This is a genomic window from Rhizobium sp. UGM030330-04 (genome assembly GCF_003208455.1).
Taxonomy (GTDB): Bacteria; Pseudomonadota; Alphaproteobacteria; order Rhizobiales; family Rhizobiaceae; genus Agrobacterium; species Agrobacterium rhizogenes_A.
In genome coordinates this window covers 234,443-251,031 of the sequence record NZ_QKML01000002.1, presented here as the reverse complement: position 1 = coordinate 251,031, position 16,589 = coordinate 234,443, and the positions used below count along the sequence as shown (strand labels likewise).

Genomic DNA, 16,589 nt, shown 5'->3' with positions numbered 1-16,589 from the left:
TCCGTGGGCGACGATCGCGGCGTTGCCGCGCTGCTGCGGCTGATGGCGTGGCTGTCGCCGGCCTTTCCGGTTGGCGGTTTTTCCTATTCCGGCGGACTGGAAAAGGCGGTTGAGGACCGGCGTGTGCGCGATGCCGCTGAACTGGGCGGCTGGGTGGAAACGCTGCTGCGCCACGGCAGCCTGTGGAACGATGCAGTGTTTCTGGCGGAAGGCTGGCACAGGGGCAGTGATGCCGCCGCCCTGAATGAAACAGCCAATCTGGCGCGGGCGCTGGCCGGCTCGGCGGAGCGATATCGTGAAACGGTGCTTCTGGGGGATGCGTTCGTTGCTGCCGCAGGCGCATGGCCGCATGTGGTTCTGGAACTGTTGCCGGAGGAATGTCCATATCCTGTCGCCGTCGGGGCCGTGGCCGCCGCGCATGGGGTGCCGCTTAAGGAAACGCTCGCCGCTTTCGCACATGCCGGCGTCTCGCAAATGGTTTCGGCCGGCATCCGCCTCGGCGTCGCAGGCCAGAAGGATGGCGTCGCCATTCTGGCCGCAAGCGAGGCGGTGATTGCGGAGATGGCCGCACGGGCCGTGCAATCCACGCTGGATGACCTCGGCAGCGCCACGATCCTCGCGGATACGGCGGCGATGCGCCACGAGGTTCAGGGCACGCGGCTTTTCCGTTCCTGAAAGTTACAGCATCGATGGAGCGAGCGCATGCCACTTGTTTCTTCTCCCCGAGGGGGAGAAGGTCGCGGCAGCGGGATGAGGGGGCGAGCTCTCAGTTTGTCGCTGGCGTTGCCCCCTCATCCGACCCTTCGGGCCACCTTCTCCCCCTCGGGGAGAAGAAACAGGCGGCACGGTTCTTGCTTTCTTTTGAAGCGTTGGTCCAAGGCATTAAGGTAGAAAATACCAAAGCATAGTGAAGGAAACACAGTCGTGAAATCGGGCATGAAATCGGGCAATGGCCCGCTGCGCGTCGGCATTGGCGGGCCGGTTGGTTCGGGCAAGACGGCGCTGACGGAAAAGCTCTGCAAGGCGATGAGCGCTGATTATTCCGTCGCCGTCGTTACCAATGATATCTACACCAAGGAAGATGCCGAGGCGCTGGTGCGCATGCAGGCGCTGCCATCGGAAAGGATTGTCGGCGTGGAGACGGGCGGTTGCCCGCATACCGCGATCCGCGAGGATGCGACGATCAATCTGCAGGCGATTGCCGGGCTCAATGCGCGCTTTCCCGATCTGGATGTCGTCTTCATCGAATCCGGTGGCGACAATCTCGCCGCGACCTTTTCGCCCGATCTTGCCGATATCACCATCTATGTGATTTCCGTCTGCCAGGGCGAGGAAATTCCGCGCAAGGGCGGGCCGGGCATCACCCGCTCCGATCTTCTGGTCATCAACAAGAAGGATCTTGCGCCTTATGTCGGGGCCGATCTGACTGTCATGGACAATGATGCGACCCGCATGCGCAATGCCATGCCCTTCGTGTTCACCGATATGAAGCGGGGCGATGGGGTGGAGCGCATCGTCGGTTTCCTGAAAGAGCAGGGTGGTCTCTGAGCCATGAATACGCCTCTTCATTTCGGCCCCTATGCCGTGTCCCGCTTTGTCGACGGCGTCTACAAGGCGCCGGTCGGCCATCTCATCCACCGGCAGGGCGAGGCGGCGCTGGCCGCGGTTCTCGCCGGGCTTGAAGGCGAGACGGTGGATGTGGACGTCAATTGTTTCGCGCTCTCCGGGCCCGATGGCATCTGGCTGGTCGATGCCGGTTGCGGCACGGCTTGGGGCGCCGCCTATGGCCATGCCCGTGCGGCGATGATCGCCGCCGGTATTCAGCCGGCCGATGTGAAGCGTGTCATCCTCACCCACATTCACGGCGACCATGCGCTTGGTCTCATCGATGGCGACAAGCCCTATTTTCCCAATGCGGAAATATGGGTGCCGGAGGCCGATCTCGGCTTTTTCTCCAGTGCGGATGCCCGCAGGAGCCTGCCGCCTGCCCGGCAGGGCGGTTTCGATCTCGCCGCCCGGCTGCTCGATATCTGCGGTGCCATGCTGCGGCCGATCCCCATGGGCATGATTGCCGAGGATATCGAGGCGATCGCCATGCCCGGCCACACGCCGGGACATGCCGGCTATCTCATCGGCAGCGGCGATAACCGGCTGTTATTGTGGGGTGATGTGCTGCATGTCAGCGGATTGCAGGCTGACGATCCTGAAATCGCTTTCGTTTACGATATCGATTCCGAACTTGCCTATGCGACCCGTGTTGCGGCGCTGGCCAAGGCGGCCGATCACGGCTGGCTGGTGTCCGGCGGTCATCTTGGCGGCTTTTTCCATATTGAACGGCAGGGTGACGGCTTCCGCTTCGTGCCGCAGCCGGGTTGATCTGCCCTTTCCGGAACGGCGAAAGGCGGGCTGCCGGCTGGCATCCCGCCTTTCTTCCTCTCCCGCTATCTTCAGATCTGCTTCAATGCTGCGACGTCATTGACCTGCACGATGCGGCCACGCACGGTGACGCCTGATTTTTTCAGTGCCGAGAAGGCGCGCGACAGGGCTTCCGGCGCAAGGCCGAGCTTGCCGGCAAGCAGGCTTTTCTGGAACGGCAGCCGCAGCGAAAAGGATGTCGCGTCGCGCGGGCCCTGATTGATGAGATAGTGCGCGACGCGCTGTGGCGCGGTCTGCAACCGGTCGTTGGCGATGCAATCCATGGTGCCGAGCAGGCTGTTGGAAAGGCAGCGCATGACGGCCTTGGCGATTGCCGGCTCCTGATCGATCAACGTGCGGATTCTCGCGAGCTCGAAACGCGCCACCGTGCAGCTTTCCGCCGCCTGCGCACTGTAGCGATAGGTGTCGCTGCCGAAAATCAGGCATTCGTTGAACGTATCGCCCGGACCGCTGACGCGCACATCCGCCTCGCGCCCATGCCTGTCCAGCCGGTAAAGGCGGACATAACCCGACAGAACGCAATAAAAATGCTGCGCCGCTTCGCCTTCCTTGAAGAGCACATGGCGGGCGTTGACATTGGTGATGGTCGCCGCCTCCATCAGTTTCAACGCCACTGCGTCATCCGCTATCCCGATCAAGGGCGCTCGCAGCAGAATGTTCCTGTCCCTGTTGCTCAGCTTCACGGTCTTGTTCACGTCCATCCGGCTCCCGCTCAAACCTTTTGCCGGGCTGTCAGAAGCGATACGAAACCGGGGATGTTCGTGTTCCCTCACGCCTATCTGAAAAGAGCTCATCACATTATCCTTCGACCGGCAATTCCCGATGCGAGGGAGACTAGCAGTTCATCTGAAAAGCGAATTGATTTCGATCAAACAGGATTTGAGTTGTCATTTGGGGCAGCGGGAATGCGGCGAGACCATTCCTGCTCAAGAGTGTGAGGAGGAATATGGAGCGGGCGGGTGCCGCATATTTCTTCTTCCCGAGGGGGGCGAAGGTCGCGGCAGCGGGATGAGGGGGCGACGGTTGAGATAAACCGAGAGCTTGCCCCCTCATCCGACCCTTCGGGCAGCTTCTCCCCGGCGGGGAGAAGAAACGTGTGGCGACGCTTCGGGCAAAACAAAAACGCCGGGCACAAGGCCCGGCGTTTTAATCTTCATTCTGCGAGCTTCACTCCGCAGCGAGCGGCGGCAGCCGCAATATGTTGCTGCCCTTGTCTGCGGTTTTGTCGCCGCTGCCCTTTTCCATGCTGGCGACCCGCGCCTCCAGCGAGGAGAGAGCCAGGCTGTTTTCGCGGGCGATCTCCGAGAGTTTCTCGTTGGAGAGGGCTTCCTCCTCCTCTTCCTTCTTGCCGACGAAGCGGCCGAAGAGGTGGGCGAGCAGGCGCGACAGGTCGTCCATGATCAGGAAGAAGGCCGGAACCACGATCAGGGACAGCACCGTCGAGACGATGATGCCACCGATCACCGCGATCGCCATCGGCGCGCGGAACGAGCCGCCTTCGCCGACGCCGAGTGCCGAGGGCAACATGCCCGCAGACATGGCGATGGAGGTCATGATGATCGGGCGGGCGCGCTTGCGGCCGGCCTCGATCATGGCATGTACCCGTTCCATGCCGTGGCGGCGCATCTCGATGGCGAAATCCACCAGCAGGATGGCGTTTTTGGTCACGATGCCCATCAGCATCAGGATGCCGATGAGAACGGGCATGGAGAGCGCGTTCTGCGTGATGATCAGCGCGACGGCCACGCCGCCGATGGCAAGCGGCAGCGAGAACAGGATGGTGAAGGGCTGGATGACATCCTTGAACAGCAGGATAAGCACGACCAGCACCAGCATCAGGCCGAGCAGCATGGCGTTGACGAAGCCCTGCTGCATTTCGCCCTGCACCTTGGCGTCGCCGCTTTCGGCAAGGCGCACGCTCGCCGGCAGCTTGGTTTCCTCGACGATCCGCTTGAATTCGGCCGTCGATGTATCGAGCGCCGTGCCGAAGGGCACATCCGAGCCGATGGAGACGACGCGGTTGCGATCATTGCGCTTGATCGAGCTTGGACCTTCCGCATAGTCGATATCGGCAACGCTGTAGAGCGGCACCAGCGAACCGGACGCTGTCTTGATCTTCAGCGCGCGGATGGTGGCCAGATCCCGGCGGGTGTCGAGCGAGGCCTGCACGCGGATCGGGATCTGCCGGTCATCAAGCGAGATCTTCGTCAGCTGCGCATCGATATCGCCGATGGTGGCGACACGCACCGTCTGCGAAATCTGCTGTGGCGTGATGCCGAGACGGGCGATCTCATCCTTGCGCGGGCGGATCTGCAGTTCGGGCCGCGGCAAGGCGCCTTCCGAGCTGACATTGGCAAGGATGGGCGAAGCGCGCAGGCGGCTTTCGAGGATGCCGACGGCGTCGTTCAGATCCTTTTCGTTGCTCGAGAGGAAGTTGAAGCTCAGTTCGCGTTCCGCACGGTCGTTCAGCTTGATGATGCGGACATCCGGTATGCCGCGCACCTTCGCGAAGATATCCCGCTCGACATCCCATTGCGGACGCAGGCGACCCTTTTCCTCCACCTTCGGAAGATACTGGCCGATCAGCGGAATGGAGCCGAGACCCTTGTTGACGAGGGTTTTCAGCAGCGAGTGGTCGATATGCTGGAGGATGACGTTGACGGTGGCGCGGCGAAGCTCCAGATCGCCCTTGGGCGAGGCGCCGCCGAGGATGAAGACGCTTTCCACGCCGTTGATGTCACGGATGGCGTGATAGATTTCGGTCGTCGTCCGGTCGGTTTCATCCAGCGTCGCATTGGGCGGCAGTTCCACCGAAAGCGTGACGCGTGAGGCATCATCCGGCGGCAGGAAACTGCCGGGAACGCCCGCGAGAAGAATGACGGAGGCGACGAGGAAGCCGATCGCGCCGATGAGCGTGAGGTACCGCGCCCACCACTTGCGGGTGGTGGCGGAAACCATGCGCGTATAGGCCTTCATCAACCGGCTGTCATTGTCGTGATGGTCGTCCATCGCGTCTTCGGCGCGCATCAGATAGGCCGCCATCAGCGGCGTGATGAGGCGGGCCACCGCCAGCGAGAAGAACACCGAGAAGGCGACGGTGAGGCCGAACTGGATGAAGTACTGGCCGGGAATGCCGGGCATGAACGAGACGGGCACGAAGACGGCGATGATGGTGAAGCTGGTGGCGATGACGGCGAGGCCGATTTCATCGGCCGCCTCCAGCGCCGCCCGGTAAGGCGTCTTGCCCATCTTGATGTGGCGGGCGATGTTCTCGATTTCCACGATGGCGTCGTCCACGAGAATACCCGTGGCGAGCGTCAGTGCCAGGAAGCTGACGAGGTTGAGCGAGAAGCCCATGATATCCATGATCCAGAAGGTCGGGATCGCGGAAAGCGGCAGGGCGACGGCGGCAATCAGGGTCGCGCGCCAGTTCCTGAGGAAGAGCAGGACGACGATGACGGCGAGGATCGCACCCTCGATCAGCGTGTCCAAGGCCGCCTTGTAGTTGCCATAGGTGAAATAGACGGCATCGTCGACCATCTCGATCGAGACGTCCGGATGGTCCTTGCGGACCTTTGCAAGGCTTTCCGCCACGGTTTCGGCGACAGAGACCTCGCTTGCGCCCTTGGAACGGAACACCGCGAAGGTGACGGCGGGGTTGCCGTTGAAGCGCGAGAAGGATTTCTGTTCCTGATAGGTATCGGTCACCGTGCCCAGCTCGGAAAGCTTGACGAAGCGGCCGTTGGAGAGCGCGATCGTGGTGTTGGCGAGCTGGCTCACGTCGCGCGTGTCGCCGAGCGTGCGGATCGTCTGCTCATTGCCGCCAATCTGGCCACGGCCGGAGCCGAGATCGATATTGGTGCCGCGCAGCTGGGTGTTCACCTCGCTTGCCGTGATGCCATAGGCATCCAGTTTTTCGGGGCTCAGCGATACACGCACTTCACGGTCCGCGCCGCCGTAACGGTCGACCTTGCCGATGCCGGACTGGCCCTGCAGCGAGCGCTTGATCGTGTCGTCGACGAACCAGGACAGCTCTTCCAGCGTCATGTTGGGCGAGGAAACGGCGAAGGTCTGGATCGCCTGGCCTTCGACGTCGATCTTGCTGACGATCGGCTCCTCGATATCGGCGGGCAGGTCGCTGCGGATCTTGTCGATGGCGTCCTTCGTGTCCTGAACCGCCTCTTCCGTCCGCTTTTCGATACGGAAGACGACTGTCGTCGTCGACTGGCCGTCGACCACGGTGGACTGGATTTCATCGACGCCGCTGATGGCGGCGACGGCGTCTTCGATTTCCTTCGTCACCTGCATTTCCAACTCGGAGGGCGAAGCCCCGCTCTGGGTCACGGTGACGGCAACGACGGGAACGTCGATATTGGGAAAACGGGTGATCGGCAGGGTCTTGAAGGCCTGCATGCCGAGGATCATCAAAAGCGCGAAGCCGAGAAGCGGCGCAATCGGGTTACGGATTGACCATGCGGAAAAGTTCATTTCATTCCCTCAGTCAGTTGGACGCAGCCGTCTGGGCTTCCACCGGTCTGATCCGGTCACCATCACGCACGAATGCTCCAGCTTTCTCGACAACCTTGTCACCAGCGGCAAGGCCGCTGACAATCTCTATGAAACCGCCGTCTTCTATGCCGGTCTCGATCTTCACCTGCTTGACGATGTCGCCCTCCACCCTGCGGGTGGTCGAGCCGTCGCGTCCGGAGGTGACGGCCGACAGCGGCAAAGCGAGCGCGTTCGTCTCTTCGACGATGACTTCCGCGCTGGCATACATGCCTGATCGTGCCGGGCTGTTTTCCGGCAGCACCACATGTACCGAACCGAGGCGCGTCGTGGGATCGACGGTGGGCGAAACGAGGCGCACCTTGCCCTCTATTTTCGTGGCTCCGCCGGCAACCGTCAAATAGGCCTTCTGGCCCGCCTTCACCTTCTGGATATCGGTTTCGGAAAGATCGGCCACGAGTTCGATCGCACCGTCCTTGATGACGGTGAAGAGCGGATTGCCGGCGCCGCTGGCAATTGCGCCCACCTTGGCATTCTTGGCGGATACGATGCCGGCGACGGGGGTTTTCACGCCGGTGCGCGTCAGCTTCAGGTCGATGTCGTCGATCTGTGCGTCGACGACCTTGATGTCGGCCTCGCCGGCGGAAACGGCCTGCTTGGCCGCATCCAGCCGCGCCTGCGCCACCTGGGCGGCTGCCTCGGTCTTTTCCGTTTCGGAAACGGAACCGGAGCCGCTCTGGCCGAGCCTTGCGGCACGGTCGCGCTGGCGAACGGCGTCGTTGAGATTGGCCTGTGCTTCCAGCACCTGCGCCTTCGACTGGGTGACGGAAGCTTCGGCCTTGGCCTTGTTGGCCTCAAGCTGGCTCTTCTGCAGCACGAGGCTGTCGGAGGACAGCACGGCCAGAACCGCATTCGCCTCCACCCGGTCGCCGATATCGGCATTCAGCGTGTCGATAGACAGGCCATCGACCAGCGGCTGGACGTAGATTTCATCCACGGGGCGGATCGTGCCCGTCGCGATGATCCGGTCCACGAGATCGCGTTTTGCGGCGTGCGCCACGATGATGGAGGGCAGGTTCTGCTGTTTGACCGGTGCCTGCGCCTCTCCCTCGGCGGCTGCGGAAAGGGGGAGCGCCGTTGCGGAAAGAAGAAGGAATACAAAGCGGTTAAACGTGACTTTATGCTGCATGTGTCGTGGCTCGCGCAATATTCGATCGCATGTCCTGCAGCCTTGGGGCGTGTCTTAAAAGGTCATGCGATAACGAATGTGAAACAAGGGATCACAATACTTCCTTTTCGATCCTCCCGATTCGAACGCCCCTCAACGCGAATCTTAAGCACTTTGCCCTCGTGCTTTTTTTACAAGATCAAATTTGGCAGTCTTGTGGGCGGGACTCTAATTGTTGTTGTCGTACAAATCAATCCGCATAGCCGCGATGGTTGATATACATTTTTGTATAGGCCCGGATATTGTAATTCGTCAAACGGGTTACCATTGGAGTGTCCGGCCGGCTGCATGTTCGCATTGTTCGTAAAGTTTCGCAAAATCTGTGCGTTTTGGCAAAACGTTTCATCCGCATACCGTCACCCCGGATTAGATCCGGGGTCCAGCGCGACCAAGTCCTTGATCGCGAGAGACTCTCATGACGGCGCAGACGCGCCGTGGCTGGATGCCGGATCTAGTCCGGCATGACGGAGGAGAGGTTTTAAATTTTCTTCGTGAATCCGAACGCGCGGAAATACCGCGCGTTCGGTGATTTGGCGGTCGGTCCGACTATTTCAGCGCCGCATCGGTGATGTCGGTGGTGTAGGCGCCTGTCGGTTCCTTGGTGATAACAGGATCGGACCCGCCGCCGAGCAGCGTCTTGACGGTACGGTCATAGTCCGCCTTGTCGAGCGCGCCTTTCGAGCCGGCGGTGAGTTTTGCCACTTCGCCCATCATGCGCTTCTGGTGTTTTTCGGTTTGGGCGCCGGAAGCGTCGTTTTCGAGAACGATGTCGGCGGCATCGTCAGGGTTTTCTTCCGCCCATTTCCAGCCCTTCATGGAGGCACGGACGAATTTGACCATGTCTTCCTTGAACTTGGCGTCCTTCAGCTTGTCTTCAAGCACATAGAGCCCGTCTTCCAGCGTCGCCACGCCTTCCGCCTCGTATTTGAAAGTGACGAGTTCCTCCGGCTTGATGCCGGCATCGATGACCTGCCAGTATTCATTGTAGGTCATGGTGGAAATGCAGGCGGCCTGCTTCTGCAGCAGCGGATCGACATTGAAGCCCTGTTTCAGAACGGTCACGCCATCGGCCCCGCCGGTGGTCGGGATTTTCAGGTGCGCCATCCACGACAGGAACGGATATTCATTGCCGAAGAACCAGACGCCCAGCGTCTTGCCCTTGAAATCCTCCGGCTTGGTGACGCCGGTTTCTTTCAGGCAGGTCAGCATCATGCCTGACGATTTGAACGGCTGGGCGATATTGACCAGCGGCACGCCTTTTTCGCGGGTGGCGAGTGCGGATGGCATCCAGTCGACGATGACGTCAGCGCCGCCGCCGGCCAGAACCTGCGCCGGCGCAATGTCCGGGCCGCCCGGCTTGATGTCGACATCGAGGCCTTCGGCTTCGTAAAATCCCTTGTCCTTGGCGACGTAATATCCGGCGAACTGGGCCTGGGTGACCCATTTCAGCTGCAGGGTGATCTTGTCGGCGGCCTCAGCCCCGAATGGGGTCAGGAGTGACGCGCCGGCAAGAAGCATGGATGCAAGTTTCATTTTCATCGCTGTTCCCTTTTTCGTTATTTACGTTCGTCCCCCACGGACGGACGGATGCCAGAAGGTGACGGCCCGCTCCGCGAGCGCCACCAGACCGTAAAAGCCGGAGCCGGCGAGTGCGGCGACCGCGATTTCGGCCCAGACCATGTCGACATTGCTGCGGCCCATTTCCGCCGAGATGCGGAAACCCATGCCGACGATGGGCGTGCCGAAAAATTCCGCGACGATGGCGCCGATCAGGGCGAGCGTGGAATTGATCTTCAGCGCGTTGAAGATGAAGGGCCAGGCGGCGGGCAGGCGCAGTTTCACCAATGTCTGCCACCAGCCGGCGGCATAGGTGCGCATCAGGTCGCGCTCCATGTGGCTGGAAGCGGCAAGTCCTTGCACCGTGTTCACCAGCATGGGGAAAAAGGTCATGATGACGACGACGGCGACTTTCGACTGCCAGTCGAAGCCGAACCACATGACCATGATGGGTGCTACGCCGACGACCGGAAGGGCCGAGACGAAATTGCCGATGGGCAGCAGCCCGCGCTGGAGAAAGGGCGAACGGTCGATGAGGATGGCGACGATGAAGCCAAGGCCGCAGCCGAGCACATAACCCGTCAGTACCGATTTGATGAAGGTCTGGCGGAAATCGGCCCAGAGGATCGGCAGGGAGCCGGCGAGCCGTGCTAGGATGGCGCTGGGGGCCGGCAAGAGGATGGGCGGCACGGAAAAACCGCGCACCACGCCTTCCCAGAGCACGAGGATGGCCAGCCCGAAAAGGAGCGGCACGGCGATGCGGCCGATGCGTTTTGCCGCTGGCGTGGAGACGTGGCGGCGCACCAGCCATTCGTTGAAGGCCCAGGCGGCAAGCCAGAACAGGATCGCGCCGAAAAACCAGCCGGGATGGGTCATGGCCGGGCTCCCATTTTCTTGAGGACGGCGGCATGGGCGATGCCGATGACGGATACCAGAAGCGCCGCAACACCGGCGGCCATGAACAGCGCCGCCCATATCTGCACCGTCTGGCCGTAATAGGAGCCGGAAAGCAGGCGCGCGCCGAGCCCGGCAACGGCGCCAGTCGGCAATTCACCGACGATGGCGCCGACCAGGGCGATGGCGACGGCGATCTTCAGCGAGGTGAAGAGATAGGGCAGCGCGGCGGGCCAGCGCAGCTTCCAGAAAATCTGGCCGGGCGAGGCATTATAGGTGTGCATCAGGTCGAGCTGGATGGTTTCCGGGCTTCTGAGACCCTTCACCATGCCGACGACGATGGGGAAGAAGGAAAGATAGGTGGAGATCAGCGCCTTCGGCAGCAGCCCGGAAATGCCGATGGAGTTCAGGACGACGATGATCATCGGTGCGACGGCGAGAATGGGGATGGTCTGGCTGGCGATGATCCACGGCATGACGGAGCGGTCCATGGCGCGGTTATGCACGATGGCGACGGCAAGCAGGATGCCGAGCGCAGTGCCGATGGCGAAACCGAGCAGGGTGGCCGAAAGCGTGACGCCGGCGTGGTAGACGAGGCTGCGCTTGGAGGTGATCGCCTTGTTGACGGTGGTATCCCAGAGTTCGGCGACGATCTGGTGCGGGGCGGGGAGGACCGGGCGCTCCTGTGCGAAGGTTTGCGGCAGGAGTTCGAGGAAGCCCGGCGTTTGACCGGCGCGGGTGGCCTGATCGCGGGCGAAGGGCATGTTGAGGTAGATGACCGCGAGGTGCCAGAGGATGAGGATGACGAGGAGGACGGTGAGGATGGGAAGGATGCGGTGGCGGAGGAGGGTCATGGGTTTTTGCTCCGCCGCTCACTGTGAGGGTGCGGTTTACCCCCCTCTGCCCTGCCGGGCATCTCCCCCTCAAGGGGGGAGATCGATGTGAGGCGATGTTTCGTCCATCTTGAAGCTTGAGATTGAAGCGGTTCCAGCGCGTCTTGCCGATCTCCCCCCTTGAGGGGGAGATGCCCGGCAGGGCAGAGGGGGGTAATACTGGCGCGGACCTCACCCCTCATAGCTATGCCCCGCCTTCAACCCCTCCCGCACCCGATGCGCAATCGCCAGAAATTCCGGCGTCTCGCGAATCTCGAGCGGCCTTTCCCGCGGCAATGTGGATGTGATCACATCCGTCACCCGGCCCGGCCGCGGCGACATGACGACGATCCTGGTCGAGAGATAGACCGCTTCGGGAATGGAATGGGTGACGAAGCAGATGGTCTTGCCGGTCGTATCCCAGAGCTTCAGCAGCTGTTCGTTGAGGTGATCGCGGACGATCTCATCCAGTGCGCCGAAGGGCTCGTCCATCAAAAGCAGGTCGGCATCGAAGGCGAGAGCGCGGGCGATGGAGGCGCGCTGCTGCATGCCGCCGGAAAGCTGCCAGGGATATTTCTTGCCGAAACCGTTGAGGTTGACGAGATCGAGCGTGCGCTCGATGCGCTCGCGCTGCTCGGCCTTGCCATAGCCCATGATTTCGAGCGGCAGGGCGATGTTCTTTTCGATGCTGCGCCAGGGATAAAGGGCGGCGGCCTGAAAGACATAACCGTAGGAGCGGTCCCTGCGGGCGTTTTCCGGCGTCGTGCCGTTGACGGTGATGTCGCCGGACGTGTGTTTTTCCAGATCGGCGATGACCCGCAGGAAGGTGGTCTTGCCACAGCCCGATGGGCCGATGAAGGAGACGAAATCACCCTTGCCGACTTCCAGATCGACATCGGACAGCGCGTGGACCGGGCCATCCCCCGTTTCGAAGGTGAGGCCCAGCTTTCTGGCGGAAACGACGGAATAGGGAGAGGCCTGGTTCATCTTGGCTAATTGTCGCTTTCCGTCAGCGCCGCGCGCGCCAGCGGCAGCATTTGGGTTTCCGTGAGCCTGGCGATCATCACGCCGGGGTGGTGGTCGAGATCGAGCCAGCGCACTTCCTCGATTTCCGCCTGCGGTGTGACCTCGGTATGCAGTCTGGCGGTGAAGGCATGGGCAACGACATCGGCTCCCGGCTCATTGGCGGCCTCTTCCCGGAAAATACCCTCGTAACGAACCGCATGGTCAGGCAGCGTCAGGCCGATTTCCTCGGCGAGTTCGCGGCGCAGCGCCTGTTCCGGCGTTTCGCCCGGATCGATCTTGCCGCCCGGCTGCATGAACTGCGTCGTGCCGCGCTTGCGCACGACAAGCATCTGCCGCTTCTCGTTGAGCAGAATGGCGGCGGCGATGAGAATTTCACGTCTCGTTTCAGTGCTCATGGTCATACACCCGATGCCGGAATGCCGCTGCGTTCCACCCGGCGCGGCGAAACGAGCTCTTTCCAGGTGGAAAGTGCGCGGCTGACGGCGGGATAGGGATCGCGGGCCACGAACTGGCCGTGGCCGGGCTGGGTTTCAATGGTGGCTTCCTCGACGCTGACGAGGCCGCGCGAGAGGGTGAAGCGCGGCAGGCCCTTCACCTTCTGCCCTTCGAATACATTGTAATCGATGGCCGACTGCTGGCTCGCCGCGCTGATGGTTTTTGCAAGCGCCGGGTCCCAGACGACGATATCGGCATCGCTGCCGACGAGGATCGCGCCTTTTCTGGGATAGATATTGAGGATCTTGGCGATGTTGGTGGAGGTGACGGCGACGAATTCGTTCATCGTCAGGCGGCCGGTCGCCACGCCATGGGTCCAGAGCAGCGGCATGCGGTCCTCGAGCCCGCCGGTGCCGTTCGGAATCTTGCGGAAGTCGCCGATACCGAAGCGTTTCTGCTGGGTGGTGAAGGCGCAATGGTCGGTCGCCACACATTGCAGGGAGCCGGAGGCCAGCCCCGCCCAGAGGCTGTCCTGATGCTGCCGGTTGCGGAAGGGCGGCGACATCACCCGGCGGGCGGCGTGATCCCAGTCGGCATTGGCATATTCGCTTTCATCGAGGATCAGGTGCTGGATCAGCGGTTCGCCATAGACCCGCATGCCGTTTTGGCGGGCGCGGCGGATCGCTTCATGCGCCTGTTCGCAGGATGTGTGGACGACGTAAAGCGGGGCGCCAGCCATATCGGCGATGATGATGGCGCGGTTGGTGGCCTCGCCTTCCACCGAGGGCGGGCGGGAATAGGCGTGCGCCTCCGGCCCGGTATTGCCTTCCGCCATCAGCTTTTCCTGCATCTGCGCGACGATATCGCCGTTTTCCGCATGCACGAAGGGAATGGCGCCCAGTTCGGCGCAGCGCGAGAAGGAGGCGAACATCTCGTCGTCATTCACCATCAGCGCGCCCTTATAGGCCATGAAGTGCTTGAAGGAGTTGATGCCCTTTTCCCGAACCACCGTCTTCATCTCATCGAAGACCTGCTCGCCCCACCAGGTGACGGCCATGTGGAAGGAATAATCGCAATTGGCGCGGGTCGCCTTGTTATCCCATCTTTGCAGGGCATCGAGAAGCGACTGGCCGGGTTCCGGCAGGCAGAAATCCACCACCATGGTGGTGCCGCCGGCAAGCGCCGCGCGCGTGCCGCTTTCGAAATCATCGGCGGAATAGGTGCCCATGAAAGGCATTTCCAGATGCACATGCGGATCGATGCCGCCGGGCATGACGAAACATCCCGTCGCGTCGAGTACCGTGCCGCCCGTCAGATCCGGTCCGATCTCGGTGATCCTGCCATCTTCGATCTTCACATCGGCCTTGTAGGTGAGATCGGCGGTGACGATGGTGCCGTTCTTGATGATGGTGGCAATCATTCGACGATCTCCGCAGTCTCCAGCACCGCATGCAGCAGCACATCGCAGCCGGCGGCTGCCCATTCGGGGGAGATGTCTTCCGCCTCGTTGTGGGAAAGCCCGTCCACGCAGGGGCAGAAGATCATGGTGGAGGGGGCGACCCTTGCCGTCCAGCAGGCATCGTGGCCGGCGCCGGAGATGATGTCCATGTGGCTATAGCCCAGCCTTTCGGCGGCGGAGCGCACGCGGCCGACCAGCACGGGATCGAAGGTGACGGGGTCGAAATGGCCGATGGCTTCGATGACGCAGCCGACGCCGAGTTCTTCGGCGATAACAGGCACCTCGCGCTCGAAGATGGCGCGCATGCTGTCGAGTTTCGCCTGAGACGGTGTGCGAAGGTCGATGGTGAAAACCACCTTGCCGGGCAGCACATTGCGGGAATTGGGTGTGAAGATCATCTGGCCGACGCCGGCCACCGCACCCGGCTGGTGGGCCATGGCCACCTCCTGCACCTTTTCAAGGATGCGGGCGGCGGCAAGACCGGCATTGACGCGCATGGCCATCGGGGTGGAGCCGGTATGGGCTTCCTTGCCGGTCAGCGTCACTTCCAGCCACCACAGGCCCTGGCAATGGGTAACGACGCCTATCTGTTTGCCCTGCGCCTCCAGAATGGGTCCCTGCTCGATATGATATTCGAAATAAGCGTGCATCCTGCGTGCGCCGACCTCCTCCTCGCCCAGCCAGCCGATGCGTTTCAGCTCCTCGCCATAGGTCTTGCCGTCGGTATCTGTGCGGCCATAGGCATAGTCGAGATCGTGGATGCCGGCGAAGACGCCTGACGCCAGCATGGCGGGCGCGAAGCGCGCGCCTTCCTCATTGGACCAGTTGGTCACGACGATCGGGTGCCTGGTCCTGATATTGAGGTCGTTCAGGCTGCGTACCACTTCGAGCCCCGCCAGCACGCCGAGCACGCCATCGAACTTGCCGCCGGTCGGCTGGGTGTCGAGGTGGCTGCCGATATAGACGGGAAGTGCATCCGGATCCTCGCCGGCGCGGGTGGCGAACATGGTGCCCATGCGGTCGACGCCCATCGTCAGGCCCGCTGCCTCGCACCAGCGCTTGAACAGGTGGCGGCCTTCTCCATCCTCATCCGTCAGTGTGCGGCGATTATTGCCGCCGGCGATGCCGGGGCCGATCTTCGCCATGTCCATCAGACTGTCCCACAGACGGTCGCCGTTGACCGTCAAGTTCTTACCCGCCGTCATGAAGTGTCGTCCTCACCTGTTTTGTTTTTATCGAAGCAAAGCTTGTGCCGTTCCCGTTTTTGCCGGCTAAGATAACAGCCATTGCCTTGTGCTGGCGATGGTGGATAAATTGACCGGCTGGTAAACAATGCAAATTCGCGATGGCGTCAGCAAGGGACTTTCGTGACAAATCGCAGTAATTTTGCCTAAACTGTACGCGTCGATTATTTTTTAATCATACTGTAACGGCAATTGCACCGAAAAGAAACAGAGAGCAGAGAATGGCCATACCGCGAGCAGCGAAAACACAGAAGCGGACCCGCATTCAGGAAGAGAAGCAGGAAGCTATTCTTGAGGCCGCGCTCAGTGTCTTTTCCATCAATGGCTTTCGTGGTTCCACCATAGACCAGATTGCCGAGGCGGCCGGCATGTCGAAACCGAATGTGCTTTATTATTTCCGCACCAAGGAGGCGATGCACCGCGCGCTTATCGAGCGGGTGCTGGATACATGGCTCGACCCGCTGCGCGCTTTTGATGCCGAAGGCAATCCCGAAAGCGAGATTCGCTCCTATATTCGCCGCAAGCTGGAAATGTCGCGGGATTTTCCGCGGGAGAGCCGGCTGTTCGCCAATGAAATCCTGCAGGGCGCCCCGCATATCGAGGATGAGCTGAAAGGGCCTCTCAAACAACTGGTGGATGAAAAGGCCGAGGTGATCCGTGCCTGGGTGAAGGCCGGGCGGATTGCCAAATGTGACCCCTACCACCTCATCTTTTCTATCTGGTCGACCACGCAGCATTATGCGGATTTCGACGTGCAGGTGCGGGCGGTGCTGGGCGACCAGAATGGCGGTGACGGCCGTTTCGAGGATGCGGCCCGGCATCTGGAGCAGCTTTTCATGGGCGGATTGCGGATAAACGGCTGAGCGCGGCGGTTCTCGCGAATATGTGATCGGGTTCTCGCGCTAAAACATGAGAAAAATGATCACCTTTAT

Annotated in this window: 14 protein-coding genes; 4 read left to right on the top strand and 10 right to left on the bottom strand. The window is 61.5% G+C overall.

Features of this window, described 5'->3' with window-relative positions; genetic code table 11:
• Positions 1–3 precede the first annotated feature (3 nt).
• From N434_RS04195 to aidB, 3 genes are all read left to right on the top strand, one after another.
• The gene (locus N434_RS04195) at positions 4–675 is read left to right on the top strand and encodes an urease accessory protein UreF (protein ID WP_181423868.1); all 672 of its coding nucleotides are present in this window, start codon (positions 4–6) and stop codon (positions 673–675) included.
• A gap of 261 nt (positions 676–936) precedes the next feature.
• On the top strand, positions 937–1,548 hold the full coding sequence (gene ureG / locus N434_RS04185) for an urease accessory protein UreG (RefSeq protein ID WP_065114033.1): 612 nt from the start codon (positions 937–939) through the stop codon (positions 1,546–1,548).
• 3 nt (positions 1,549–1,551) lie between these two features.
• Positions 1,552–2,376, top strand: coding sequence for an AidB family quorum-quenching N-acyl homoserine lactonase (aidB, locus tag N434_RS04180; protein WP_110756248.1), 825 nt, complete (start codon positions 1,552–1,554; stop codon positions 2,374–2,376).
• A 71-nt stretch (positions 2,377–2,447) separates the two neighbouring features.
• Here the strand turns inward: aidB and N434_RS04175 are convergent, their stop codons facing one another.
• From N434_RS04175 to N434_RS04125, 10 genes are all read right to left on the bottom strand, one after another.
• Positions 2,448–3,137, bottom strand: coding sequence for a Crp/Fnr family transcriptional regulator (locus N434_RS04175; RefSeq protein ID WP_065114031.1), 690 nt, complete (start codon positions 3,135–3,137; stop codon positions 2,448–2,450).
• A gap of 466 nt (positions 3,138–3,603) precedes the next feature.
• On the bottom strand, positions 3,604–6,924 hold the full coding sequence (locus tag N434_RS04165; protein WP_065114029.1) for an efflux RND transporter permease subunit: 3,321 nt from the start codon (positions 6,922–6,924) through the stop codon (positions 3,604–3,606).
• Between the two features lie 13 nt (positions 6,925–6,937).
• On the bottom strand, positions 6,938–8,131 hold the full coding sequence (locus N434_RS04160) for an efflux RND transporter periplasmic adaptor subunit (protein WP_065114028.1): 1,194 nt from the start codon (positions 8,129–8,131) through the stop codon (positions 6,938–6,940).
• 585 nt (positions 8,132–8,716) lie between these two features.
• Positions 8,717–9,709 (bottom strand): ABC transporter substrate-binding protein, encoded by a 993-nt coding sequence (locus N434_RS04155; protein ID WP_110756244.1) that lies wholly within the window; start codon positions 9,707–9,709, stop codon positions 8,717–8,719.
• A 21-nt stretch (positions 9,710–9,730) separates the two neighbouring features.
• The gene (locus N434_RS04150) at positions 9,731–10,603 is read right to left on the bottom strand and encodes an ABC transporter permease (RefSeq protein WP_110756242.1); all 873 of its coding nucleotides are present in this window, start codon (positions 10,601–10,603) and stop codon (positions 9,731–9,733) included.
• Positions 10,600–11,475: an ABC transporter permease gene (locus tag N434_RS04145; RefSeq protein ID WP_110756240.1), complete on the bottom strand. Its 876-nt coding sequence runs from the start codon at positions 11,473–11,475 to the stop codon at positions 10,600–10,602. Before N434_RS04145 ends, N434_RS04150 begins: the two co-directional genes overlap by 4 nt.
• 210 nt (positions 11,476–11,685) lie before the next feature.
• On the bottom strand, positions 11,686–12,480 hold the full coding sequence (locus tag N434_RS04140; protein WP_065114024.1) for an ABC transporter ATP-binding protein: 795 nt from the start codon (positions 12,478–12,480) through the stop codon (positions 11,686–11,688).
• Between the two features lie 5 nt (positions 12,481–12,485).
• On the bottom strand, positions 12,486–12,920 hold the full coding sequence (locus tag N434_RS04135; RefSeq protein WP_181423867.1) for an NUDIX hydrolase: 435 nt from the start codon (positions 12,918–12,920) through the stop codon (positions 12,486–12,488).
• The gene (gene hydA, locus N434_RS04130; RefSeq protein WP_181423881.1) at positions 12,917–14,371 is read right to left on the bottom strand and encodes a dihydropyrimidinase; all 1,455 of its coding nucleotides are present in this window, start codon (positions 14,369–14,371) and stop codon (positions 12,917–12,919) included. Before hydA ends, N434_RS04135 begins: the two co-directional genes overlap by 4 nt.
• Entirely contained in the window at positions 14,371–15,618 is a 1,248-nt protein-coding gene (locus tag N434_RS04125; RefSeq protein ID WP_110756237.1) for a Zn-dependent hydrolase, read from the bottom strand. Before N434_RS04125 ends, hydA begins: the two co-directional genes overlap by 1 nt.
• 260 nt (positions 15,619–15,878) lie before the next feature.
• Here N434_RS04125 and N434_RS04120 point away from each other — a divergent pair, with 260 nt between their 5' ends.
• Positions 15,879–16,520: a TetR family transcriptional regulator C-terminal domain-containing protein gene (locus N434_RS04120; protein WP_065114021.1), complete on the top strand. Its 642-nt coding sequence runs from the start codon at positions 15,879–15,881 to the stop codon at positions 16,518–16,520.
• The last annotated feature ends 69 nt before the right edge of the window (positions 16,521–16,589 follow it).